This window comes from Streptomyces sp. ADI95-16 (assembly GCF_003721495.1).
GTDB classification, from domain to species: Bacteria; Actinomycetota; Actinomycetes; order Streptomycetales; family Streptomycetaceae; genus Streptomyces; species Streptomyces goshikiensis.
This window is the reverse complement of record NZ_CP033581.1, coordinates 5,529,611-5,552,819: the sequence shown is the minus strand read 5'-3', so window position 1 is coordinate 5,552,819 and position 23,209 is coordinate 5,529,611. Positions and strand designations below refer to the sequence as shown.

General features: G+C 71.3%; 23 protein-coding genes and 3 pseudogenes. 12 read left to right on the top strand and 14 right to left on the bottom strand.

The window, feature by feature from the left end:
- The 3 genes from EES41_RS24995 to EES41_RS24985 all read left to right on the top strand — a co-directional run bounded on the left by EES41_RS24995 (position 1) and on the right by EES41_RS24985 (position 2,980).
- On the top strand, positions 1-780 hold the full coding sequence (locus EES41_RS24995) for an ABC transporter permease subunit (RefSeq protein ID WP_123080396.1): 780 nt from the start codon (positions 1-3) through the stop codon (positions 778-780).
- Positions 781-956: 176 nt separating this feature from the next.
- Positions 957-2,084, top strand: coding sequence for an ABC transporter ATP-binding protein (locus EES41_RS24990; RefSeq protein WP_250569015.1), 1,128 nt, complete (start codon positions 957-959; stop codon positions 2,082-2,084).
- Complete coding sequence (locus tag EES41_RS24985) at positions 2,081-2,980, top strand: ABC transporter permease (protein ID WP_123080394.1); 900 nt, start codon at positions 2,081-2,083, stop codon at positions 2,978-2,980. Before EES41_RS24990 ends, EES41_RS24985 begins: the two co-directional genes overlap by 4 nt.
- Positions 2,981-3,008: 28 nt before the next feature.
- On the opposite strand, the gene EES41_RS24980 is transcribed toward EES41_RS24985, so the two are convergent.
- Positions 3,009-3,368: an ATP/GTP-binding protein gene (locus EES41_RS24980; protein ID WP_123080393.1), complete on the bottom strand. Its 360-nt coding sequence runs from the start codon at positions 3,366-3,368 to the stop codon at positions 3,009-3,011.
- 228 nt (positions 3,369-3,596) lie between these two features.
- Between EES41_RS24980 and EES41_RS24975 the strand changes: the two genes are divergently transcribed.
- Positions 3,597-4,628, top strand: a complete 1,032-nt coding sequence (locus EES41_RS24975) for an LLM class flavin-dependent oxidoreductase (protein WP_123080392.1) — start codon at positions 3,597-3,599, stop codon at positions 4,626-4,628.
- Positions 4,629-4,710: 82 nt separating this feature from the next.
- On the opposite strand, the gene EES41_RS24970 is transcribed toward EES41_RS24975, so the two are convergent.
- Entirely contained in the window at positions 4,711-5,103 is a 393-nt protein-coding gene (locus EES41_RS24970) for an SCO5389 family protein (RefSeq protein WP_123080391.1), read from the bottom strand.
- Between the two features lie 219 nt (positions 5,104-5,322).
- Here EES41_RS24970 and nucS point away from each other — a divergent pair, with 219 nt between their 5' ends.
- Complete coding sequence (gene nucS, locus EES41_RS24965) at positions 5,323-5,994, top strand: endonuclease NucS (protein ID WP_037791281.1); 672 nt, start codon at positions 5,323-5,325, stop codon at positions 5,992-5,994.
- A 402-nt stretch (positions 5,995-6,396) separates the two neighbouring features.
- On the opposite strand, the gene EES41_RS24960 is transcribed toward nucS, so the two are convergent.
- From EES41_RS24960 to EES41_RS24950, 3 genes are all read right to left on the bottom strand, one after another.
- Positions 6,397-8,850, bottom strand: coding sequence for an ATP-binding protein (locus EES41_RS24960; protein ID WP_123080390.1), 2,454 nt, complete (start codon positions 8,848-8,850; stop codon positions 6,397-6,399).
- Positions 8,851-9,038: 188 nt separating this feature from the next.
- Positions 9,039-9,362 carry an STAS domain-containing protein gene (locus EES41_RS24955; protein WP_008738204.1) on the bottom strand — a complete coding sequence of 108 codons (324 nt, stop codon included), beginning with the start codon at positions 9,360-9,362 and terminating at the stop codon, positions 9,039-9,041.
- Positions 9,363-9,516: 154 nt separating this feature from the next.
- Positions 9,517-10,365 (bottom strand): 3-hydroxyacyl-CoA dehydrogenase family protein, encoded by an 849-nt coding sequence (locus EES41_RS24950; protein WP_008738202.1) that lies wholly within the window; start codon positions 10,363-10,365, stop codon positions 9,517-9,519.
- A gap of 281 nt (positions 10,366-10,646) precedes the next feature.
- On the opposite strand from EES41_RS24950, the gene EES41_RS24945 reads away from it, so the two are divergent.
- The 4 genes and pseudogenes from EES41_RS24945 to EES41_RS24940 form a co-directional block, all read left to right on the top strand.
- Positions 10,647-11,219 carry a cob(I)yrinic acid a,c-diamide adenosyltransferase gene (locus EES41_RS24945; protein WP_008738200.1) on the top strand — a complete coding sequence of 191 codons (573 nt, stop codon included), beginning with the start codon at positions 10,647-10,649 and terminating at the stop codon, positions 11,217-11,219.
- A 56-nt stretch (positions 11,220-11,275) separates the two neighbouring features.
- Positions 11,276-11,341, top strand: a pseudogene (locus EES41_RS42370) (cob(I)yrinic acid a c-diamide adenosyltransferase); the annotation flags it as partial.
- 56 nt (positions 11,342-11,397) lie between these two features.
- Positions 11,398-11,463: pseudogene (locus tag EES41_RS42365) on the top strand (cob(I)yrinic acid a c-diamide adenosyltransferase); the annotation flags it as partial.
- 56 nt (positions 11,464-11,519) lie between these two features.
- Positions 11,520-11,585, top strand: a pseudogene (locus EES41_RS24940) (cob(I)yrinic acid a c-diamide adenosyltransferase); the annotation flags it as partial.
- A 7-nt stretch (positions 11,586-11,592) separates the two neighbouring features.
- Here EES41_RS24940 and EES41_RS24935 read toward each other — a convergent pair.
- Positions 11,593-12,168, bottom strand: coding sequence for a hypothetical protein (locus tag EES41_RS24935; RefSeq protein ID WP_123080389.1), 576 nt, complete (start codon positions 12,166-12,168; stop codon positions 11,593-11,595).
- Between the two features lie 193 nt (positions 12,169-12,361).
- Here EES41_RS24935 and EES41_RS24930 point away from each other — a divergent pair, with 193 nt between their 5' ends.
- The 3 genes from EES41_RS24930 (at position 12,362) to EES41_RS24920 (ending at position 16,260) form a co-directional block, all read left to right on the top strand.
- Entirely contained in the window at positions 12,362-13,540 is a 1,179-nt protein-coding gene (locus EES41_RS24930) for a sensor histidine kinase (RefSeq protein WP_254211790.1), read from the top strand.
- Complete coding sequence (locus tag EES41_RS24925; protein ID WP_123080387.1) at positions 13,537-14,262, top strand: response regulator transcription factor; 726 nt, start codon at positions 13,537-13,539, stop codon at positions 14,260-14,262. The genes EES41_RS24930 and EES41_RS24925 overlap by 4 nt, the downstream gene beginning before the upstream one ends.
- Positions 14,263-14,367: 105 nt before the next feature.
- Positions 14,368-16,260 (top strand): glycoside hydrolase family 18 chitinase, encoded by a 1,893-nt coding sequence (locus EES41_RS24920; protein ID WP_174261838.1) that lies wholly within the window; start codon positions 14,368-14,370, stop codon positions 16,258-16,260.
- Between the two features lie 116 nt (positions 16,261-16,376).
- Here EES41_RS24920 and EES41_RS24915 read toward each other — a convergent pair whose 3' ends face one another.
- From EES41_RS24915 to atpE, 8 genes are all read right to left on the bottom strand, one after another.
- Positions 16,377-16,823 (bottom strand): DUF2550 domain-containing protein, encoded by a 447-nt coding sequence (locus tag EES41_RS24915; protein WP_037791323.1) that lies wholly within the window; start codon positions 16,821-16,823, stop codon positions 16,377-16,379.
- 128 nt (positions 16,824-16,951) lie between these two features.
- The gene (locus EES41_RS24910) at positions 16,952-17,326 is read right to left on the bottom strand and encodes a F0F1 ATP synthase subunit epsilon (RefSeq protein ID WP_008738187.1); all 375 of its coding nucleotides are present in this window, start codon (positions 17,324-17,326) and stop codon (positions 16,952-16,954) included.
- A gap of 140 nt (positions 17,327-17,466) precedes the next feature.
- A complete protein-coding gene (gene atpD, locus EES41_RS24905; protein ID WP_123080386.1) occupies positions 17,467-18,909 on the bottom strand; it encodes a F0F1 ATP synthase subunit beta in 1,443 nt (480 codons plus the stop codon).
- A complete protein-coding gene (locus tag EES41_RS24900) occupies positions 18,909-19,826 on the bottom strand; it encodes a F0F1 ATP synthase subunit gamma (protein WP_008738183.1) in 918 nt (305 codons plus the stop codon). The genes atpD and EES41_RS24900 overlap by 1 nt, the downstream gene beginning before the upstream one ends.
- 20 nt (positions 19,827-19,846) lie before the next feature.
- Positions 19,847-21,442, bottom strand: a complete 1,596-nt coding sequence (gene atpA / locus EES41_RS24895) for a F0F1 ATP synthase subunit alpha (RefSeq protein WP_008738181.1) — start codon at positions 21,440-21,442, stop codon at positions 19,847-19,849.
- Positions 21,443-21,572: 130 nt separating this feature from the next.
- Positions 21,573-22,388 carry a F0F1 ATP synthase subunit delta gene (locus EES41_RS24890; protein WP_123080385.1) on the bottom strand — a complete coding sequence of 272 codons (816 nt, stop codon included), beginning with the start codon at positions 22,386-22,388 and terminating at the stop codon, positions 21,573-21,575.
- Positions 22,385-22,924, bottom strand: coding sequence for a F0F1 ATP synthase subunit B (locus tag EES41_RS24885; RefSeq protein ID WP_123080384.1), 540 nt, complete (start codon positions 22,922-22,924; stop codon positions 22,385-22,387). Before EES41_RS24885 ends, EES41_RS24890 begins: the two co-directional genes overlap by 4 nt.
- 42 nt (positions 22,925-22,966) lie before the next feature.
- Positions 22,967-23,200: an ATP synthase F0 subunit C gene (gene atpE, locus EES41_RS24880; RefSeq protein ID WP_073773063.1), complete on the bottom strand. Its 234-nt coding sequence runs from the start codon at positions 23,198-23,200 to the stop codon at positions 22,967-22,969.
- Between the last annotated feature and the right edge of the window lie 9 nt (positions 23,201-23,209).

Sequence of the window (23,209 nt, the reverse complement as noted above, 5' to 3'; positions counted from 1 at the left end):
ATGTCCTCCTTCCCCGCCGTCCTCAGCTCCGAGTGGACCAAGATCCGCACGGTCGCCTCCACCACCTGGACCCTGGTCGCCGCCCTGGTGGTCACCGTCGGGATCAGCGCCGGGCTCTGCGCGCTCTTCAACTCCACCTTCACCGACATGCCGAAGGAGCAGCAGCTCACCTTCGACCCGACACTGGCGAGCTTCGTGGGCATGTCCCTCGGCCAGCTGGCGATGATCATCTTCGGTGTGCTGGTGGTCGGCACCGAGTACAGCACCGGCATGATCCGCACCTCGCTCGCCGCGGTGCCGCGGCGCGGACAGCTGCTCCTCGGCAAGCTCACCGTCGCGACCGCCCTGGCCCTGGTCGTGGGTCTGGCGACCAGCTTCCTCTCCTTCTTCCTGGGGCAGGCCATCCTGGGCGACCACGGCACCGGCATCGACGAGTCGGGCGTCCTGCGCGCGGTGGTCGGCGCCGGGCTCTACATGGCCCTGATCGCGCTGTTCTCGATGGGCGTGGCCGCGATGCTGCGCAGCTCGGTGCTGTCGATCTGCATCCTGATCCCGTTCTTCCTGCTGATCTCCAACATCCTCAACGGGGTCTCCGCCACCCGGAAGGTCGCCCAGTACCTCCCCGACCAGGCCGGCTCCAAGATCATGCAGGTGGTCCCGGGGGCGATGGACAGCGGCGAGACGCCGTACGGCCCCTGGGGCGGCCTCGGGATCATGGTCCTGTGGGTGCTGGCCTCCGTACTCGGGGGCTACCTGGTCCTCAAGAAGCGGGACGCCTGACGGACGGGGCGGCCGGACGTCCGCCTTGAGACGGACGTCCGGCGTACTACGGGAGATCCCCGGGCCGGCCTCAGGGGAAGCTCAGGGATCGGCCCGGGATGGAACCGCGCGGGACTCGATATCCTCTTAACCCTTACGCGGGCGAGAGTCGTCCCGGCCTGGTAAGGGGCAGAACAATGATCGAGGCAGTCGGACTGACCAAGCGCTTCGGCGCGAAGACCGCCGTCGACCAGCTGTCCTTCCAGGTCAGGCCTGGTCACGTCACCGGATTCCTGGGGCCCAACGGCTCCGGGAAGTCCACCACCATGCGCATGATCCTCGGGCTGGACCGGCCCACCTCCGGGCACGTCACGATCAACGGCATGCCGTTCCGGGACCTGCCGAACGCCCAGCGCAACGTGGGGGCCCTGCTCGACGCCAAGGCGGTGCACGGCGGCCGCCGGGCCCGCACGCACCTGCTGTCGGTCGCCCAGCTCTCCGGGATCCCCGAGAAGCGGGTGGACGAGGTCCTGGGCGTCGTCGGCCTCCAGGACGTCGCCAGACAGCGCGCGAAGGGCTTCTCGCTCGGCATGGGCCAGCGGCTCGGCATCGCCACCGCGCTCCTCGGCGACCCGCAGGTGCTGCTCTTCGACGAGCCGGTCAACGGCCTCGACCCCGAGGGCATCCTCTGGGTCCGGAACCTGATGAGGCAGCTCGCCGCCGAGGGCCGGACTGTCTTCGTCTCCTCGCACCTGATGAGCGAGATGGCGCTGACCGCCGACCACCTCATCGTGATCGGCCGCGGCCGGCTGCTGGCCGACATGGGCACCCAGGACTTCATCACGCGGAACTCGGCCGGATTCGCGCGCGTGCGCGCGGCCGGTACCGGCGCCGACGGCCGGAACACCCTGGGCAGCGCCCTGACCAAGGCGGGTGGCCGGGTGCTCCAGGAGCCCGACGGGGCGCTGCGGGTGACGGGCCTGGAGCTGCCCGTCATCTCCGACGTCGCGCACGAGGCCGGCGTACGGCTGTGGGAGCTGTCCCCGCACCGGGCCTCGCTGGAGGAGGCGTACATGCGGATGACGCAGTCCTCCGTCGAGTACACCTCCAGCGAGGACCCGCGGGCCGAGCTGTGGGAGCCGGAGCCGCTGACCGTCCCGGAGTGGGAGGACGGCCCGGCGGCCCCCGAGGTGCCGCGTACGGGCTTCTTCGCCCCTCCCCCGCCCGGAGCGGGCGGAGCGCCCTTCCTGATGCCGAGCGATCCGGGCGAGCTCGCCTCGGCCGCCGGGAACACCACCCCGAACCAGCCCGAGGACTCCCGATGACCGGCCTCCCGACGACCGGCCCCGTGACGAGCGGCCCCACCACGAGCGGCCCCACGACGAGCGGCACCGCGACGACCGCGGACGGGAAGGCGGGGTACAGCTCCCCGCTGCCCACCCCCCGGCCGCACCTGGGGCACGCCCTGGCCTCGGAGTGGACCAAGATGATCTCGGTCCGCTCCACGATGTGGACGCTGGGCCTGCTCGTGGCGACCGTCGTCGGCATCGGGCTGCTGCTCATCATCCAGACCGGCAACGAGGACTACGACAGGATCCCCTTCACCACCCCGGCGATCTTCGGCCTGCTCATCGGGCAGCTCTCGGTGATGGTCCTCGGGGTGCTGACCATGACCTCGGAGCACGGCACGGGGCTGATCCGCACCACCTTCACCGCCGCGCCCGAGCGGCACCGGGTGCTCACCGCGAAGTACATCGTCTTCTCGCTCACCGCGTTCCTGGTCACCGCCGCCTCGGTCTTCGTGGTGACGCTGGCGGCCACCATCGTGCACAGCGGCGCCGGTTCCGGCCGGCACGGCGAATCGGAGTGGACGGGCGCCCTGCTCGGCTGTCTCTACGTGACCCTGCTCGGGGTGCTCGCGCTCGCCCTCGGGGCGCTGCTGCGGCACGCGGCCGGGGCGATCGCCACGATGATCGGCCTCGTCACGCTGCCGCCGGTGATAGGGGCGGTGCTCAACATCTGGGAGGCCGGCAAGTCGGCCGGGGAGGCCCTGCTCCAGTACAACGCCCCGGTGGCGCTGTTGCAGCTGTTCGGCCTGACGAGCAACGACGGCGGGCTGAGCGCGGTACCGGGCGACACGGCGCAGATGACGCTGGTCCTGCTGGTGACGGGCGCCGCGGTGGCGGCCTCGTACGTGGTGGTCGGCCGCCGGGACGTCTAGCCGCGGCTCGCCCGCTCCCGGGCTCCGCTCAGTGCTTCGGCGCGTTCCTGGACCGCTGCACCCGCGTGGTGCGGCGGTCCTTCGCGTTCCAGCAGGCCTTGTGCCAGTGCCGCCGGTCGTCGACGCCGCCGTACTCGGGCCAGGCCACCAGGTGCGGGGTGCCGGAGGGGATCTCCTGGTCGCAGCCGGGGCAGCGGTAGCGCTTGCCGGCCGCGCTGGCGCCCGCGACGTGCCGGACCTTCCACTCCTCGCCCTGGTAGTCCTCGGTCCGCTCCAGGCCGTACCGGTCGATGCCCGCCGCGCCCTGCCCCGAGCCCGGGCCGGAGCCGGAGTCGGAACGGTCGGCTGGATTCCCGCCGCCCCTGGGGCGGTTGTGGCGCGGTGACACGTATACCTCACGAATGGGCGGACGGCAGTGACTTTCTCCCAGACTACGCGCAGCGAGCCCGGGTACCCGCAGGGTGGCTGAAGGAGGCGCGGGCGGGCGAGGAACTGGCCCGACAATCTCAATAACTTTCCTGTCAGGCCGTGCCTTTGGCACGTGTCAGACGTTGTTGCCGGTAAGGAAACCGGTCCACCTGGGGGAGGCCGCGTCAGCCGCGAGGAGGCTAAGGCGATGCGTGTAGGAGCTTTTGTACTGGCGGCCCAGTTCCCCGGCCAGGGACAGGGCGAGCCACTACACCGGGCGGTACGGACCACGGAGGTGGCCGAGGAGGCGGGGCTGGACTCCGTCTGGCTGGCCGAGCACCACTTCGTCCCGTACGGGGTGTGCCCCTCGGCGGTGACCCTGGCGGCCCTGCTGCTGGGCCGGACCAAGCGGCTCCGGGTGGGGACGGCCGTGAGCGTGCTCCCGAACACGCATCCGGTGGCCCTCGGGGAGCAGGCGGCGCTGCTGCACCTGACGTCGGGCGGCCGGTTCAGCCTCGGTGTCGGCCGCGGCGGGCCGTGGGTGGACCTGGAGGTGTTCGGCGGCGGCCTCGACTCGTACGAGACGGGCTTCCCGGAGGATCTGGACCTGCTGCGGCGCTGGCTCGCCGAGCCCCGGGTAGCGGCCGCCGGCGAGCGGCACGGGTTCCGCGAGGTGGCCGTCGTACCGCGTCCGTCGGAGGCGCTGGACGGTGACGGGAGTGGGCCGGAAGTGATCGTCGCGTGCACCTCGCCGGGCTCGGTACGGCTGGCCGCCGAGCGCGGACTGCCGATGCTGCTCGGCATGCACTGCGGGGACGAGGAGAAGGCCGGCATGGTCGCACTGTGGCGCCGGACCGCCCTGGCGGCGGGCCACCCGCAGGACCTGGTCCGCGATCCGGGGCACGTGTCGGCGGGTCTGTGCCAGCTGGCGGACCGGGCGGCGGACGCCCGCGAGACGCTGCTGAAGGCGATGCCGGGCTGGTTCAGGCTGGGACTGGACGCCCATGTCACCGTGGACAACCGGGAACGCGCGATGCGCGACCCGGTCGCTTACACGGAGCTGCTGTGCCGGCTGCACCCCGTCGGCACTCCGCGGCTCGCGGCGGACCGGCTGGCCGCCACCTCCGAACGTACGGGCATCACCAGGTTCGCCCTGCTCACGGAGGGCTCCGGCGATCTCGCCGCGACGGAGGAGAACGTACGACGCCTCGGTGCCGAGGTCCTCCCCCGCCTCGGCTGAGGCACTGAGAAGCTGGGACTGCCGCTCCGGTATCAGACACGCACCTCCCGCGATACGGAGCGGCAGCGAGGTACTGGACCGACTAGCAGTCCCGCATTTCGGGCGACTGGTTGAGCAGCTGGCCGCGGATCGAAGTGAACTTCGCCAGCCGCTCGTCAACCGCCGCGTCCAGCGGGAACACCGCCACCCGGTGGCAGTTCTGGAAGGCAAGGCGCACTCCGAAGTGCCGCTGGAGCGCACCGCGTATCGCGTCACTCGCGAGCGCGCGCAGCAGCTGCCCGCGCGCCTGCTCGTCCGGCGGCGGCGTCTGGTTGTCGGCGAACTGTCCGCCGTCCACCTTGAGCTGGGCCACCAGCGAGCTGACCATCTCCCATGCGTAGGGCAGGGAGGTCCGGACGCAGTCGACGAAGGCGGCTTCGTCGACCTCGCCTCGCTCGGCCTGTTCGAGTAGGGCCGGTGAGACGTCGAGCGACATGGGTTCTCCTCTCGTGACCCCGGCCGTTGGATTGCCGGAGCCTTACGGGCAGGGAAGGAGGCGGCGACGCAGCGTGCACGCTCGACGACCTCCCGCTAACCACGGTAGGCGCCCCGGGGGTACCGCACCAGGAGAATGCGCATACAACGCGCCATCGGCGAACGGGGCTTTCAGGGGCGAATCGCGTGGAGGCCCATCGGTCGAGTAGCGTTGCCGACCATGCGTCTCGTCATCGCCCGCTGCTCCGTCGACTACGCGGGCCGGCTCACCGCCCATCTGCCCTCGGCACCCCGTCTGATCCTCGTGAAGGCCGACGGCAGTGTCTCGATCCATGCGGACGACCGGGCGTACAAACCGCTCAACTGGATGTCGCCGCCGTGCACCCTCAAGGAGGGGAGCGGGGACGACGCCGGCGTGTGGACGGTCGTCAACAAGGCGGGCGAGAAGCTCATCATCACCATGGAGGAAGTCCTCCACGACTCCTCCCACGAGCTGGGCATCGACCCGGGCCTGATCAAGGACGGCGTCGAGGCGCACCTCCAGGAGCTCCTGGCCGACCGCATCGACACGCTGGGCGAGGGCTACACCCTGATCCGCCGCGAGTACATGACGGCGATCGGCCCGGTGGACATCCTGTGCCGGGACGCCTCCGGCGCGACGGTGGCGGTGGAGATCAAGCGGCGCGGCGAGATCGACGGCGTCGAGCAGCTGACCCGCTACCTGGAACTCCTGAACCGCGACCCGCACCTGGCCCCGGTCCGCGGCGTCTTCGCGGCCCAGGAGATCAAGCCCCAGGCCCGCGTCCTCGCGACGGACCGCGGCATGGACTGCGTGGTCCTGGACTACAACGCCCTCCGCGGCATCGAAGACGACAAACTCCGCCTCTTCTAACCCACCCCGGCTGCCACCCCCAGCCCCGCCGGTGTCACCCCAGCCCCCCAGCCCCGCCGGCGTTTGAGGCGCGGGGGTCTGGGGGCCGGCCCCCAGCAACGGCGCCGCACCCGCCAGCCCCGCCGGTGTCACCCCAGCCCCTCCAGCCCCGCCGGCGTTTGAGGCGCGGGAGTCTGGGGGCCGGCCCCCAGCAACGGCGCCGCACCCGCCAGCCCCGCCGGTGTCACCCCAGCCCCTCCAGCCCCGCCGGCGTTTGAGGCGCGGGGGTCTGGGGGCTGGCCCCCAGCAACGGCGCCGCACCCGCCAGCCCCGCCGGTGTCACCCCAGCCCCTCCAGCCCCGCCGGCGTTTGAGGCGCGGGAGTCTGGGGGCCGGCCCCCGAGAGCGGCGGCGCCGCAGGGGGCTACGTACCGGTACCGGTACCCGTCACGGTCGACGCCGAGGCCGACGTCGTCGGGGTCGGCGTCGGAGTCGGCGTCACGCTGGCACTCGGCGACGAGGACGGCTTCGGCGACGTCGAGGTCGTCGGAGGCGAAGCCACCGGCGAAGTCTTCGGCGGCACCACCGGCGGCTTCCTCGACGGCGTCCCCCCACCACTCGGCTTCGCGCCGGGCCCCCGGCTGACCCCCGGCATGGGAGCGCCCGCCCCCTCCCCCGGTGTCGCCGCCCCCGGCTCGGCCTCCGTCACCGCACCCGCATCGGCACCCGAACCGGCACCCGAACCCGCCGGATCCCCCGCAGAATCGTTCCCTCCCGGCTCGCCGGCCGTATCCGTTCCCGCCGCCGGAACATCCGGCGTCGTCGACGACACCTTCGGCCCCGGCCCGGCCGGCGTCTCCTCTTCCCCGGAGCCCACCGCCAGCGCCACCACCGTGCCCAGCGCGGCGACCGTCAGCGCCCCGGCGGCCGCCAGCAGCACCGTCCGCTTCCGGGAGCCCGCCACCGGCCGCGCGACCGGCGGAGCCAGCGCCGGCGCCGGAGACGGCTTCAGCGACATCGGGAAGGGCTCCGCGAACACCTCCGCCAGGTTCGCCGGCGCGTCCCGCCGTGCCGGCACCACGGCCGTCACGGCCTCCGAGGCCCTCGGCCCGACCGGAGCGGCCAAAGCCACCGGAACCGTCGGACCCGCCGCAGCCACCGGCACCGTCGCCGCCAACGGCCCCGGCGCACCCACCGGCGCAGCCACAGCCACCGCCCCACCCACCGGCGGAGCCAACCGCAGCGGCGGCGACACCGCCGCCGCCCCCGCCGCCTCCCGGTCGGTCACCAGTGCCAGCGCCCGCCGCCCCGCCACGGTCCCCCGCTTGTCGGCCAGCGCTCCCTTCAGCCCGATCGACGCCTCCAGCTCGGCCCGCGCCCGGTCCAGCCGTCCCTCGCACAGCGCGAGTACGCCGAGCTCGTGGTGGAAGTACGCCTGCTCGGCGACCTCCCCCGCCTTCCGCGCGGCCTCCGCCCCGGACCGCAGGACCCGCTCCCAGGCCTCCCAGTGCAGCGACGCCGCGAACGCCGGGGCCGCCGTCCGCGCCAGCAGCACCGCCGCGACCACGTCCGCGCCGGCCAGCGCCGCCAGTACCGCGTCCGCCTCCGCCGCGATCCGCTCCGGCGTCACCGAGGCGTGCCCGGTCCACCAGGCGTAGTGCCGGGCGGCCGTACGGGCCTCCTCGGCGGCCGGGTCCCCGTAGCCGACCTCCTCCAGCTGCCGGGCGACCCCCGAGGCCAGCCGGTACCGCGTGCCGACCGGGGTCAGCAGCCCGCAGCCCAGCAGCTCCGCCACCGCCGCGTCGGCGTGGGTGTCCCCCACCAGCGCCGGCAGGTGCGCGTGGTGCGGCAGCTCCCCGCCCAGCGCGCACGCGATCCGCAGGACCGCCCGCGCCGACTCGCTCACCCGCGAGGCCAGCAGTTCGGCCGGGGCCGCGCCCTCGGCCAGCGTCGGCAGTGGCACGTACGCCGCGTCGCGCGGCCGTTCCTCGAAGACGCCGGGCTCCTCGTCCTCGTCGCCGCCGCGGGTCCCGTTGAGTTCGTCGCGCTGCCGCAGCAGCGCGGCCGCCTGGACGAAGCGCAGCGGCAGCCCTTCCGAGGCGAACCGCAGGTCCCCCGCCCAGGCGGTCTCCTCCTCCGTCAGCGCCCGGCCGACGCCGGCCTCCAGGAACTCGACGGATTCGGCCCGCCCGAGGCCCCCGAGGAAGACCTCCTCCAGGTGCGAGGCGTCGGAGGGGGCCTTGGTGTCCGGGGTGGCGGCCAGCAGGTAGGCGCATTCGGGGGTGGCGCGCAGCAGCTCGTCGAGGGCGGCGCCGCCCATCTCCAGGTCGTCGAGGAGGACGACGGCCCCGATCTCCCGTACGCGGGCGAGCAGTTCCTCCCGGTCGGGCCGTACGGGCCGCTCGTCGGGTGCCTCGTACACGGCGGCGTACAGCGCGTGGAGCAGCTCGCCCGGCTGCTGCTGCCCGTACCCGGAGAGCCGTACGACCCCGTCGGGTGCGACGCCCGCGCAGTCGGCGGCGACCGCGTCGAGGAGCCCGGAGCGACCGGAACCGGAGGGTCCGGTCAGTCGTACGGAGCGCCCGTGCGAGAGCAGTCGTACGAGCCGTTCCCGCTCCTCCTCGCGCGCCGCCGTCAGCCGGGCGGAGGCGGGGGCTCCGGGGAGTACGGGCGGCCGTGCGGCGGTGTCGCGCGCGGCGCGGCCGGCGGCGTCGCGCCTGCGGGAACGGGCGCGTTCCGCGCCGGGCCGAAGCGGCTCGATCTCGCTGCCGTCGACGGGGTTCACCGTGAGGGTGAAGTCACCGGCCGTCAGCGTGACCACCCGCGCGGGCCCCGAGGAGGGTTCCGCCGGATCGACCTGTCCCTGTGTACGGTCCATGACCCAGTCTCCCGATCGCGCCGATCGCGTCGCCGCCGTCGTTTCGCCCGGCCTTCGCTCGCACAGCCGCAGTCGCTACTGGTCCGGTTTTCCGCCCGACCCTAGACGGTGCCCGGTCGCGCCGGAACCGCCGGGGGGCCTTCACCACCGTTCCGTTACGTTTCCGCAGTCAAGGCAACACGCGGTGCTCACACCCGCGGCAGGGACTCCGCTTCCAGGCCGCCCTCGATCGCGAGGATGCGGTGGAGCCGGGTGGCGACGAGGAGGCGCTGCATCTGCGGGGGCACCCCGCGCAGGACGAGGCGCCGGCCGGTGCGGCCGGCCCTGCGGTGGGCGCCCATGATCACGCCGAGGCCGGTCGCGTCCCAGGAGTCGAGCCCGGTCAGGTCCAGCACGAGGTCGCCGCGCCCGTCGTCGAGGGCGCTGTGCAGGGCCGTACGGGCGTCCGCCGCGCTGCGCACGTCGAGGCGGCCCCCGACAGCGAGTTCGGCGTGGTCGCCCCTGATGTGCATGTGTACTCCCGGCAGTCCCGCGTACGTATGGTCCGATTGGTCCGTGGTCGGCAACTCTCACTGCAACTGACTGCCACCGGGGTGGTGAAGTTGCCGACCGTGAGCGAACCGATACCTAATTCACCCCATGGGGTGCGGGGGTTCGAACTGGTGCTCAGTGCTTGTAGAAGCCCTGGCCGCTCTTGCGGCCGATGTCGCCCGCGTCGACCATGCGGCGCATGAGCTCCGGCGGCGCGAACTTCTCGTCCTGCGACTCGGTGTAGATGTTGCTGGTGGCGTGCAGCAGGATGTCGACGCCGGTGAGGTCGGCGGTGGCCAGCGGGCCCATCGCGTGACCGAAGCCCAGCTTGCAGGCGATGTCGATGTCCTCGGCGGAGGCGACGCCCGATTCGTACAGCTTCGCGGCCTCGACGACCAGCGCGGAGATCAGACGGGTCGTCACGAAGCCGGCGACGTCGCGGTTGACGACGATGCAGGTCTTGCCGACGGACTCGGCGAACGCCCGGGTGGTGGCGAGGGTTTCGTCGCTCGTCTTGTAGCCGCGCACCAGCTCGCACAGCTGCATCATCGGGACGGGCGAGAAGAAGTGCGCGCCGACGACCCGCTCCGGACGCTCCGTCACGGCCGCGATCTTGGTGATCGGGATGGCGGAGGTGTTGGAGGCGAGGATCGCGTCCTCGCGGACGAGCTTGTCGAGCGCGCGGAAGATCTCGTGCTTGACCTCAAGCTTCTCGAAGACGGCCTCGACGACGATGTCGACGTCGGAGACGGCGTCGAGGTCGGTGGTCGTGGAGATCCGGGCGAGCGCGGCCTCGGCGTCCTCGGCCGTCATCCTGCCCTTGGAGACGAACTTGTCGTACGAGGCCTTGATTCCGTCCGTGCCCCGGGTCAGCGCGGCGTCGGTGACATCGCGCAGCACGACGTCCCAACCCGCCTGAGCGGAGACCTGCGCGATCCCGGAACCCATCAGTCCGGCACCGATGACGGCGAGCTTCCCAGCCACTGCACACCCCACGTTCTTCAAAACGGCCCAGTCTCGTAGCCTCTCGGCCGGAGACTAGCGCCCGGGGGCGGCGGTGTGACCCTGAAGTAACACGCGTCACGTCTCAGATGACGGACATCACACTGATACGACTCGGCGCCTCCCGCCCGCCAACCCCGCCCCGATCGCCCCCAATAGCCCGGCTTCCCGCACCGCCGCCCCGCGCTGCCCGAGCCGTCCGGCGGCCCCGGGAAAGGTGGCACCGCGTGCGGTTTCGTGGTGGGCCTCACTACGCTGGCCGCATGGTGAACCTCACGCGCATCTACACCCGTACCGGCGACAAGGGCACGACCGCGCTCGGCGACATGAGCCGTACGGCCAAGACCGACCTGCGGATCTCCGCCTACGCCGACGCCAACGAGGCCAACGCGGCCATCGGGACCGCGGTCGCGCTCGGCGCGCTGCCGGCCGATGTGGTCAAGGTCCTGGTCCGGGTGCAGAACGACCTGTTCGACGTCGGCGCGGACCTGTGCACCCCGGTGGTGGAGAACCCGGAGTACCCGCCGCTGCGCGTGGAGCAGTTCTACGTGGACAAGCTGGAGGCGGACTGCGACCGCTTCAACGAGGAGCTGGAGAAGCTGCGCAGCTTCATCCTCCCCGGCGGAACGCCCGGCGCGGCCCTGCTGCACCAGGCCTGCACGGTGGTCCGGCGGGCCGAGCGCTCGACGTGGGCGGCGCTGGAGGCGCACGGCGAGGTGATGAACCCGCTGACCGCGACCTACCTGAACCGGCTGTCCGACCTCCTGTTCATCCTGGCCCGGACGGCCAACAAGGAGGTCGGCGACGTCCTCTGGGTCCCGGGCGGCGAGCGCTGAGGCCCGCCACCCCGCCCACCCGGGGGTCCGGGGGTCGTCCCCCGGGCTGGCACAGCATCCTGGCCCGGACGGCCAACAAGGAGGTCGGCGACGTCCTCTGGGTCCCGGGCGGCGAGCGCTGAGACCCGCCACCCCGCCCACCCGGGGGTCCGGGGGTCGTCCCCCGGGCTGGCACAGCATCCTGGCCCGGACGGCCAACAAGGAGGTCGGCGACGTCCTCTGGGTCCCGGGCGGCGAGCGCTGAGGCCCGCCACCCCGCCCACCCGGGGGTCCGGGGGTCGTCCCCCGGGCTGGCACAGCATCCTGGCCCGGACGGCCAACAAGGAGGTCGGCGACGTCCTCTGGGTCCCGGGCGGCGAGCGCTGAGGCCCGGCTACCGCTTCATCGGCTCGTCGGCGCGGTCCCGCTGCCGCGCGCCCGCCGGGGCCTTGCGCGGCCAGATCGAGTACGTCGCCGCGATGACCCCGTGGATGGCCACCACCCGCAGCGCGCCGTACTGCCAGGCCTGGAGCGAGCCCGTGTCGGCCGCGTCGCCGACGTACCGGATCGCGATCTGGAGCAGCCCCAGCGCGACGGCCGCGGCGAGCACGGTCCGGACCCACAGCTTCCACTCGTGGACGGCCCGCGCCTTGCCGTACCCGGCGCCGGCCGGCTTCGGACCGCCCGCCAACCGGTACGCGGCGTGGGCGTCGAGCCACTTCACGGTGTAGTGGCCGAAACCGACGGTGTAGCCGATGTAGAGCGCGGCGAGGCCGTGCTTCCAGCTCGGCTCCCCGCCGTTCTTGAGGTCCAGGGTGGTGACCACCAGCAGCACCAGCTCCAGCAGCGGCTCGCACAGCAGCACCGCCGCGCCCAGCCCCGGCATCTTCGCGAGGTAGCGCAGGGCGAGTCCGCCGGCCAGCAGCACCCAGAAGCCGACCTCACAGGTGACGATCAGCGCGACGAGCACGGGTCTCTCCGTCCGTTCGGGGATCTGTGTTCCGTGATCCGTGTTCCTCCTCCCAGGCTCCCGTCCGGTCCGGCCCGAACCCTCCTCACCAGTGACGAACCGTGACTGCACCCTTCGATGTACCGCGGCGCGCTCCCGTCTCCGCCCCGGCGGCGAGGCCGCGCCGCCCCGCACCCTGTTGGATGGGACCGTGATCCCCGAGAGCCCGCGCCCCCACCGCGACGACGTCCTCCTCGCCGTGTCCAGCGTGCTCGCGGGCACGCTGCTCTGGTCCCTCGGCGTCCACAGCACCGGCAACCGGCACCTCCCCGCCTGGGTGGCCCTCGTCCCGCTCCTGGTCCTCGGCGCGATGGAGCTGCTGCGCCGCACCGCGCCCGCGGTGACCCTGCCCGTCGCCGTCGCGGGGCTGGTCTTCGACCGGTTCACGGTGGGAAATCTGGCCACCCTCCTGATCTTCACCGACCTGGTCTACGCGGCCGTCGTCTACGGGAAGCCCGCGCTGGCCCGCCGGCTGCCGATCTCCACCGGGATGCTCACCGTCGCCGTCACGATCGCGGGCGTGGCCTGGCTGCGCACCCCGCAGGCCCTGGTGATCGGCGTGGTCACCGGTGTCCTGACCTTCGGCCCGGCCCTGACCGGCGCCACCCTGCGCAATCACCGCGAGGCCGCCGAGGCCGCCCGGCTGCGCGCCGAGCAGACCGCGCTGCTGGCGGAGATGGACCGGGCCCAGGCGGTGGTCGCCGAGCGGGCCCGGATGGCGCGGGAGCTGCACGACATGGTGGCGAACCACCTGTCGGCCATCGCCCTGCACTCCACCGCCGCGCTGTCCATCGACTCCCCCGCGACGAGCCGCGACGCGCTCGGGGTGATCCGCGAGAACAGCGTGCAGGGGCTGGCCGAAATGCGCCGGTTGATCGGACTGCTGCGGGACGCCGGGGCCGGGCAGGAAGCCGTCGCCGTGCCCTCGCTGGACGGGCTCGACAGCCTGATCGGCCGCGCCCGTACGAACGGCCCCGGCAACGGGCTGCACTTCGTACTGGACGACCGCAGGCCGCCCGGGGAGCCGCTGCCGACGCCGGTGGAACTGGCGGCGTACCGGATCGTGCAGGAATCGCTGACCAACGCCCTCAAGCACGCGGCCCCGGGCACGGTCCGGGTCGAGCTGGCGCGCGCCGACGGGCGGCTGACCGTACGGGTGGACTCGCCGTACGGGGACCGGCCGGGCCCGCGCGTCCCCGGCTCCGGGGCGGGTCTGGTCGGCATGCGGGAGCGCGCCGAGTTGCTCGGCGGGCAGTTCGGCGCGGGCGCGGCGGGACCGGTGTGGCGGGTGGAGGCCTCACTGCCCGCCGAGGAGAGGGTGGTGGCGGAATGAACCAGCGGCAGGACACGCGGGGTACGCGGGGCGTCGGCGGCAAGGTCAGGGTCCTGGTGGCCGAGGACCAGAGCGCGGTACGGGCGGGCCTGGTGCTGATCCTGGGCAGCGCGGGCGACATCGAGGTGGCGGGGGAGGCCGCCGACGGCGAGGAGGCGGTGCGCCTGGCCCGCGAGCTGCGGCCGGATCTGGTCCTCATGGACGTGCGGATGCCGAGGCTCGACGGGGTCTCGGCCACCCGTCAGGTGGTCGCGGAGGGTCTGGCCGACGTCCTGGTGCTGACCACCTTCGACCTGGACGAGTACGTCTTCGGGGCGCTGCGCGCCGGGGCGGCGGGCTTCCTGCTGAAGAACGCGGAGGCGGCGGAGCTGATCGAGGCGGTACGGACGGTCGGGCGCGGGGAGGGTCTGATCGCCCCGGCGGTGACCCGGCGGCTGATCGCGGAGTTCGCGGCGCCGCGTCCGCCGCGTCCGGCCGTGCCGCCGGAGACGGCCGCGGCGGTGGCCTCGCTGACCCGGCGGGAGCGGGAGGTGCTCGGCCGCCTGGGCGAGGGGTTGTCGAACGCGGAGATCGCGGGGCGGCTGGAACTGGCGGAGGGCACGGTGAAGACGCACGTCAGCAGGGTGCTGGGAAAGTTGGAGCTGCGCAGCCGGGCCCAAGCTGCCGTACTGGCGCGGGAGTTGGGGATCCCGGAGGCGGGCGGCGACTCTCCCGCCCCATAGGTCTGGACCTCTTGACGCTTGGTCCAGACCTTTCTACGCTCGCCGAAACACTGTGGTGAGCGTGCCATGACAAGCGTGCTCACGGGCGGCGCAGGTCCCACCCCCATGCCGCGGTCGTCCCCACGACCGCGACGGACCTACGGAGGAGCACCCTTGAGCACAGCACCCCCGCAACGCGTTCGACTGTTCAGGAGGGTGGCCGCGACCCTGGCCGCCTTCGCCCTGCCGATCGCCGGACTGGTGGCCCTCGCCGGTCCCGCCGAGGCCGCGACCTCCGCGACGGCGACGTACACGAAGGTCTCCGACTGGGGCTCCGGCTTCGAGGGCAAGTGGACGGTCAAGAACACCGGCACCACCGGCATCAGCAGCTGGACCGTCGAGTGGGACTACCCGTCCGGCACCGGTGTCACCTCGGCCTGGGACGCCACCGTCACCAGCTCGGGCACCCACTGGACCGGCAAGAACGTCGGCTGGAACGGCACCCTGTCCCCCGGTGCCAGCGTCAGCTTCGGCTTCAACGGCGCCGGCCCCGGCGCCCCCGGCGGCTGCAAGATCAACGGCGCCCCGTGCGACGGCGGCAGCCAGCCCGGCGACACCCCGCCCTCCGCACCCGGCACCCCCACCGCGAGCAACGTCACCGAGACCTCGCTGACCCTGAACTGGCCGGCGGCCACCGACGACAAGGGCGTCAAGAACTACGACGTCTACCGGGGCGGCACCAAGCTGACGACGGTGACCGGCACCAGCTACGGCGACTCCGGCCTCACCAAGGGCACCACGTACAACTACACCGTCACCGCCCGGGACACCGCCGACCAGACCGGGCCCTCCTCGGGCTCCCTGTCGGTGACCACCCCTGGCGGCACAGTCCCGCCGGACCCGGGCGGCAAGGTCAAGCTCGGCTACTTCACCAACTGGGGCGTCTACCAGCGCAACTACCACGTGAAGAACCTGGTCACCTCCGGCTCCGCCGCGAAGATCACCCACATCAACTACGCCTTCGGCAACGTCCAGAACGGCAAGTGCACCATCGGCGACTCCTACGCCGACTACGACAAGGCCTACACCGCCGACCAGAGCGTCGACGGCGTCGCCGACACCTGGGACCAGCCGCTGCGCGGCAACTTCAACCAATTGCGCAAGCTGAAGAAGCAGTACCCGAACCTCAAGGTGCTGTGGTCCTTCGGCGGCTGGACCTGGTCCGGCGGCTTCGGCCAGGCCGCCCAGAACCCCACCGCCTTCGCCCAGTCCTGCTACGACCTGGTCGAGGACCCGCGCTGGGCCGACGTCTTCGACGGGATCGACCTGGACTGGGAGTACCCGAACGCCTGCGGCCTGACCTGTGACACCAGCGGGGCGGCCAGCCTCAAGAACGTGATGCAGGCCGTGCGCGCCAAGTTCGGCGCGAACAACCTGGTCACCGCCGCCATCTCCGCCGACGGCTCGAACGGGGGCAAGCTGGACGCGGCCGACTACGCGGGCGCGGCCCAGTACGTCGACTTCTACAACGTCATGACGTACGACTTCTTCGGCGCCTGGGCGGCGCAGGGCCCGACCGCCCCGCACTCCCCGCTCACCGCCTACGCCGGCATCCCCCAGGACGGCTTCAACACCGAGGCCGCCATCACCAAGCTGAAGGGCAAGGGCATCGCCGGCTCGAAGCTGAACCTCGGCATCGGCTTCTACGGACGCGGCTGGACCGGCGTCACCCAGGCGGCCCCCGGCGGCACGGCCACCGGCCCGGCGCCCGGCACGTACGAGCAGGGCATCGAGGACTACAAGGTGCTCAAGACCAGCTGCCCGAGCACCGGCACCATCGCCGGCACGGCCTACGCCAAGTGCGGCAGCAACTGGTGGAGCTACGACACCCCCGCCACGGTCGCCGCGAAGATGACCTGGACGAAGCAGCAGGGCCTGCGGGGCGCCTTCTTCTGGGAGTTCAGCGGCGACACCGCGGGCGGCGAACTCGCGAGCGCCATCCACGCCGGGCTCCAGTAGCCCCCGCGCACCGGACCCGGTGAACGACGAAGCCGGGGAGACGGGTCCGCCCCCGTCTCCCCGGCTTCGGCCGGCTCAGACCGCTCAGCCGCTCAGCCGCTCAGCCGCTCAGCCGCTCAGGCCACGTTCACGCGTTGCCCGGGAGGCGCGGCCTCCAGCCAGGCGAGGAATCCGGTCAGCGCGTCCTCGCTCATCGCCAGCTCCAGGCGCGTCCCCCGGTGGAGAGCGCCGAGCACGACGGCATCGGACAGCAGGGCCAGCTCCTCCTCGCCCTCCGGGGCGCGGCGGGAGACCACCTCGATGGAGGAACGCTCCAGCAGCCGGCGCGGCCGCGGAGCATAGCTGAAGACGCGGAACCACTCGATGCGGTCACCGCTGTAGCGGGCCACCCCGTACACCCAGCCCTTGCCGGACACGTCGGGTTCCTCGGACACGCCCCAGCGCAGGCTGCAGTCGAAGGTACCGCCGGACCGCTGGATGAGCCTGCGGCGCAGACCGAACACAAAGAGCCCGATCACCACCAGGGCTACGACCAGGCCGCTCACAAGCAGAGCGAGGAGCATCTTCACCGACCTCCTCGCTCATCGAAAACAGCAGACAAAAAAAGCACCTGCATCGCCTCAGCCGCGACCCGCTCCGGAAAATTCCGGAACGGACCGCGGCTGAGGACGCACACTCTTCGGTACGGGGTTCAGTGCCCCGTAACCGCGCGCAGACGGACATCGGCGCGACGCTCGGCGGCCGCGTCGGCCTCCGACTTCGCGCGCTCCAGTGCCCGCTCCGCCCGCTGGACGTCAATCTCGTCCGCGAGCTCGGCGATCTCGGCCAGCAGGGACAGCTTGTTGTCCGCGAACGAGATGAAACCGCCGTGCACCGCGGCGACGACAGTGTTGCCCTCGCTGGTACGGATGGTCACCGGGCCCGATTCCAGCACACCGAGAAGCGGCTGGTGACCGGGCATGACGCCGATGTCGCCGGACGTGGTGCGGGCGACAACAAGGGTGGCCTCGCCGGACCAGACATTGCGGTCCGCCGCGACCAGCTCGACGTGCAGCTCAGCAGCCAAGGTGGCTCCTCGGGTCACCACCCGGCGGGTCAGCCGGGTGTTGGGTCAAATTCTAATGGGCGGGTGGAGAGGGACGGGACGCACCCGCCCCTCTCCGTGAAACATGTGAACCGGATGCGCCCCTCGCGGAGCGCGCCGGATCAGGAGACGCCCAGCTCCTTGGCGTTCGCCTTCAGGTCCTCGATGCCACCGCACAGGAAGAACGCCTGCTCGGGGAAGTGGTCGTAGTCGCCATCGCAGATCGCGTTGAACGCCACGATCGACTCCTCCAGCGGAACGTCCGAACCGTCCACGCCGGTGAACTGCTTCGCCACGTGGGTGTTCTGCGACAGGAAGCGCTCGACGCGACGGGCACGGTGGACAACGAGCTTGTCCTCCTCGCCCAGCTCGTCGATACCGAGGATCGCGATGATGTCCTGGAGGTCCTTGTACTTCTGGAGGATCCCCTTGACGCGCATCGCCGTGGCGTAGTGGTCCGCCGCGATGTACCGCGGGTCGAGGATGCGGGACGTCGAGTCCAGCGGGTCCACGGCCGGGTAGATGCCCTTCTCGGAGATCGGACGGGAAAGAACCGTCGTCGCGTCGAGGTGGGCGAAGGTGGTGGCCGGCGCCGGGTCGGTCAGGTCGTCCGCGGGGACGTAGATCGCCTGCATCGAGGTGATCGAGTGACCGCGGGTCGAGGTGATGCGCTCCTGCAGCAGACCCATCTCGTCAGCCAGGTTCGGCTGGTAACCCACCGCGGACGGCATGCGGCCGAGCAGCGTGGAGACCTCGGAACCCGCCTGGGTGTAACGGAAGATGTTGTCGATGAAGAAGAGCACGTCCTGCTTCTGCACATCGCGGAAGTACTCCGCCATGGTCAGACCGGCCAGGGCGACGCGCAGACGGGTGCCCGGGGGCTCGTCCATCTGGCCGAAGACAAGCGCCGTCTTGTCGATGACGCCCGAGTCGGCCATTTCCTCGATGAGGTCGTTGCCCTCACGGGTACGCTCACCGACGCCCGCGAAGACCGACACACCGTCGTGGTTGTTGGCGACGCGGTAGATCATTTCCTGGATCAGAACGGTCTTGCCGACACCGGCACCACCGAACAGACCGATCTTTCCACCCTTGACGTACGGGGTGAGAAGGTCGATGACCTTGACGCCGGTCTCGAACATCTCCGTCTTCGACTCAAGCTCGTCGAAGCGGGGCGCCTTGCGGTGGATCGGCCAGCGCTCGGTGACGTTGGCGTTCTCCTCCGGGTAGTTCAGCACCTCACCGAGGGTGTTGAACACCTTGCCCTTGGTGAAGTCACCGACGGGGACGGTGATGCCCTCGCCCGTGTCCGTCACCGCGGCCTGGCGGACCAGACCGTCGGTCGGCTGCATCGAGATGGTACGGACGAGGCCGTCACCCAGGTGCTGCGCGACCTCAAGGGTCAGGGTCTTCAGCGCGCCGTCCTCGGCCGGGTCGGCGACCTGGACCTTCAGCGCGTTGTAGATCTCCGGCATGGCGTCGACGGGGAACTCCACGTCGACGACCGGGCCGATGACCCGGGCGACGCGGCCCGTGGCGGCGGCCGTCTCAACAGTGGTCGTCATTACTTGTCACTCCCCGCGGTCGCGTCAGCCATGGCGCTGGCGCCACCGACGATCTCGCTGATTTCCTGGGTGATTTCGGCCTGGCGGGCCGCGTTGGCAAGCCGGGAGAGGCTCTTGATGAGGTCTCCGGCGTTGTCGGTCGCCGACTTCATCGCGCGGCGGCGGGCGGCGTGCTCGGAAGCGGCCGACTGCAGCAGTGCGTTGTAGATGCGGCTCTCGACGTAGCGCGGCAGCAGGGCGTCGAGGACGTCCTCCGCCGACGGCTCGAAGTCGAACAGCGGAAGGATCTCGCCCTTCGTGCCGTCCTCTTCCTGAGCCTGGTCGAGGCTGAGCGGCAGCATCCGGCCGTCCACCGCGCTCTGCGTCATCATCGACACGAATTCCGTGTAGACGATGTGCAGCTCGTCGACGCCGCCCTCGGCCGTGTCCTGCTGGATGGCCTCGATCAGCGGCACCGCGACACGCTTGGCATCGGCGTAGGCCGGGCTGTCGGTGAAGCCGGTCCACGACTCCGCGACCTTGCGCTCGCGGAAGCCGAAGTAGGCCACGCCCTTACGGCCGACGATGTACGTGTCGACCTCCTTGCCCTCGCCGCGCAGCCGCTCGGTGAGCCGCTCCGCCTGCTTGATGGCATTCGAGGAGTAGCCGCCGGCCAGACCGCGGTCGCTCGTGATGAGCACGATCGCGGCGCGCACCGGCGCCTCGACCTCCGTGGTCAGGGCGTGCTTGGTGTTCGAACCGGTCGCCACCGCGGTCACCGCACGGGTGAGCTCGGTCGCGTACGGCATCGATGCCGCCACCTTGCGCTGCGCCTTGACGATGCGCGAGGCGGCGATCATCTCCATCGCCTTGGTGATCTTCTTGGTCGCCGTGACGGCACGGATGCGACGCTTGTAGACCCGGAGCTGCGCTCCCATGAGTCAGGTCCCTTCCGTCGTCACTTGGAGACGTTGACGGCCGGCGCGTCCTCGCCCAGGAGCTTGCCGTCCGAGGTCTCGAACTGCTGCTTGAAGGCAGCGATGGCGTCAGCGATGGAGCCCAGCGTGTCGTCCGACATCTTGCCGCCGTCGGAGATGGAGGTCAGGAGGTCCTTGCGCTCGCGGCGCAGGTGCTCCAGAAGCTCCGACTCGAAGCGACGGATGTCGTTGACCGGGACGTCGTCCATCTTGCCGGTGGTACCGGCCCAGACGGAGACGACCTGCTCTTCGACGGGCATCGGCTGGTACTGGCCCTGCTTCAGCAGCTCGACCAGGCGCTTGCCGCGCTCCAGCGAGGCCTTCGAAGCGGCGTCCAGGTCGGAACCGAAGGCGGCGAACGCCTCCAGCTCACGGTACTGGGCGAGGTCCAGGCGCAGACGGCCGGAAACCTGCTTCATCGCCTTGTGCTGGGCGGAGCCACCGACGCGGGAGACCGAGATACCGACGTTCAGCGCCGGGCGCTGGCCCGCGTTGAACAGGTCGGACTCCAGGAAGCACTGGCCGTCGGTGATGGAGATGACGTTGGTCGGGATGAACGCCGACACGTCGTTCGCCTTGGTCTCGACGATCGGCAGACCGGTCATCGAACCGGCGCCCATGTCGTCGGAGAGCTTCGCGCAGCGCTCCAGCAGACGGGAGTGCAGGTAGAAGACGTCACCCGGGTAGGCCTCACGGCCCGGCGGGCGGCGCAGCAGCAGCGACACGGCGCGGTAGGCGTCGGCCTGCTTCGACAGGTCGTCGAAGATGATCAGGACGTGCTTGCCGGCGTACATCCAGTGCTGGCCGATGGCGGAACCGGTGTACGGCGCCAGGTACTTGAAGCCGGCCGGGTCGGACGCCGGGGCGGCGACGATCGTCGTGTACTCCAGCGCGCCGGCGTCTTCCAGGGCGCCGCGAACGGACGCGATGGTCGAGCCCTTCTGGCCGATGGCGACGTAGATGCAGCGGACCTGCTTGTTCACGTCGCCCGAGCGCCAGTTGTCGCGCTGGTTGATGATCGTGTCGACGGCCAGAGCGGTCTTGCCGGTCTGACGGTCACCGATGATCAGCTGACGCTGGCCACGGCCGATCGGCACCATCGCGTCGATGGCCTTGTAACCGGTCTGCATCGGCTCGTGGACCGACTTGCGGACCATGACGCCGGGGGCCTGCAGCTCAAGGGCGCGGCGGCCCTCGGTCGCGATCTCGCCGAGGCCGTCGATCGGGTTGCCGAGCGGGTCGACAACGCGGCCGAGGTAACCCTCGCCGACGCCGACGGAGAGCACCTCACCGGTGCGCTGCACCGGCTGGCCCTCCTCGATGCCGCTGAACTCGCCGAGGACGACCGCACCGATCTCGCGCTCCTCGAGGTTGAGGGCGAGACCGAGGGTGCCGTCCTCGAACTTCAGCAGCTCGTTCGCCATGGCGGAGGGCAGGCCCTCCACCTTCGCGATGCCGTCGCCGGCAACGCTGACCGTTCCGACCTCCTCGCGCGAGGCCGCGTCCGGCTGGTACGACTGGACAAAGTTCTCCAGTGCGTCCCGGATCTCCTCCGGCCGGATCGTGAGCTCCGCCATCTGGGTTCCCTGCTCTCCTTGTTGGGCCTGAAGCTTCTTAGGGGTCTGGGGGTGACCCCCAGGAATCTTCTGCAAGTTCTGCACGGCCCAACCGGGCCGCTAGGAATGCTTTTGTTCTGTTGCTGGCTGGTCAGCCGGCCATGCGGCGGGACGCCTCGGCGAGGCGGTCCGCGATGGTGCCGTCGATGACCTCGTCACCGACCCGCACCGAGATCCCGCCGAGGACCGCGGGGTCCACGTCGAGATTCAGGTGCATCTGGCGCCCGTACAGCTTGGCCAGCACCGCGCCGAGACGCTGCTTCTGCACGTCGCTGAGCGGAACCGCGCTGGTCACGACGGCGACCATGCGGTTGCGGCGCTCCGCGGCGAGCACGGAAAGGGACTCCAGTCCCGCTTCCAGGCTACGTCCACGCGGGTGGGTGACAAGACGCGTGACCAGACGCTCGGTGACGGCGCTCGCCTTGCCGCCGAGCAGGCTGCGCAGCAGCTCGCTCTTGGCGGAGGCGGTGGCCGCGCGGTCGGTCAGCGCGGAGCGCAGCCCGGTGTTCGAGACGACGATCCGGGCGAACCGGAACAGCTCGTCCTCGACGTCGTCGAGCGCGCCGGCCTGCTGGGCCGCCGTGAGGTCGGCGGTGTTCGCCAGCTCCTCCAGCGAGTCCACCAGGTCGCGGGACTGCGACCAGCGGGACCGGGCCATGCCGGACACCAGGTCGAGGGCTTCCCCGCCCACCTGGGTCGCCAGCAGTCGACCGACCAGCTCGGCCTTGGCCTCGCCGGACTGCGCCGGGTCCGTGATGACCCGACGCAGCGAGACCTCACGGTCGAGCAGCGCGGTGACGGCAGCCAGCTCACCGGCGAGCTTCGTCGCGTCGACGGACGTGTTGTCCGTCAGCGCGTCGAGACGCTCGCGCGCGGAGGCCAGCGCCTCGCGGCTCGCTCCGTTCATCGGGCCGCCTCGGCCTTCTCCTCAAGCTCGCTGAGGAAACGGTCGATGGTGCGGCTCTGCCGGGCGGCGTCCTCAAGGGACTCGCCGACGAGCTTTCCGGCCAGGTCGGTGGCGAGCTTGCCAACGTCCTGACGCAGCGCCTGAGAGGCGGCCTTGCGGTCGGCCTCGATCTGGGTGTGGCCGGCAGCGATGATCTCCTCACGCTGCCGCTGGCCCTCTGCGCGCAGTTCTTCCTTGAGCGCAGTGCCCTGCTCCAGCGCTTCCTGGCGCAGGCGCGCGGCCTCGTGCCGGGCTTCGGCGAGCTGGGCCTTGTACTGCTCCAGGACGCTCTGGGCCTCGGTCTGAGCGGCCTCAGCCTTCTCGATACCGCCCTCGATCTGCTCGCGACGCTCTTCCAGAACCTTGTTGATGTTCGGGAGGAGCTTCTTCGCCAGGAAACCGAAGACGATGACGAAGGCGATCAGACCGATGACGAGCTCGGGGATCGGCGGGACGAGCGGGTTTTCCGTCTCGGCCGCGAGAACCAGGAGGTTCACATCAGTGCCTTTCGTCGATTCGGACTAGTCGTTGGGTTCGTCTTAGTAGACGAACGGCATGACCAGACCGATGAGGGCGAGCGCCTCACAGAAGGCGAAGCCGAGGATCTGGTTGGCGCGGATCAGACCGGCAGCCTCGGGCTGACGGGCAAGAGCCTGCGTACCGTTACCGAAGATGATGCCGACGCCGACGCCGGGGCCAATCGCCGCGAGGCCGTAACCAACGGAGCTGAGGGAGCCGGTGACGCCTTCGGTGGCAGCGAGGATCTGGGACATGCCAGTTCT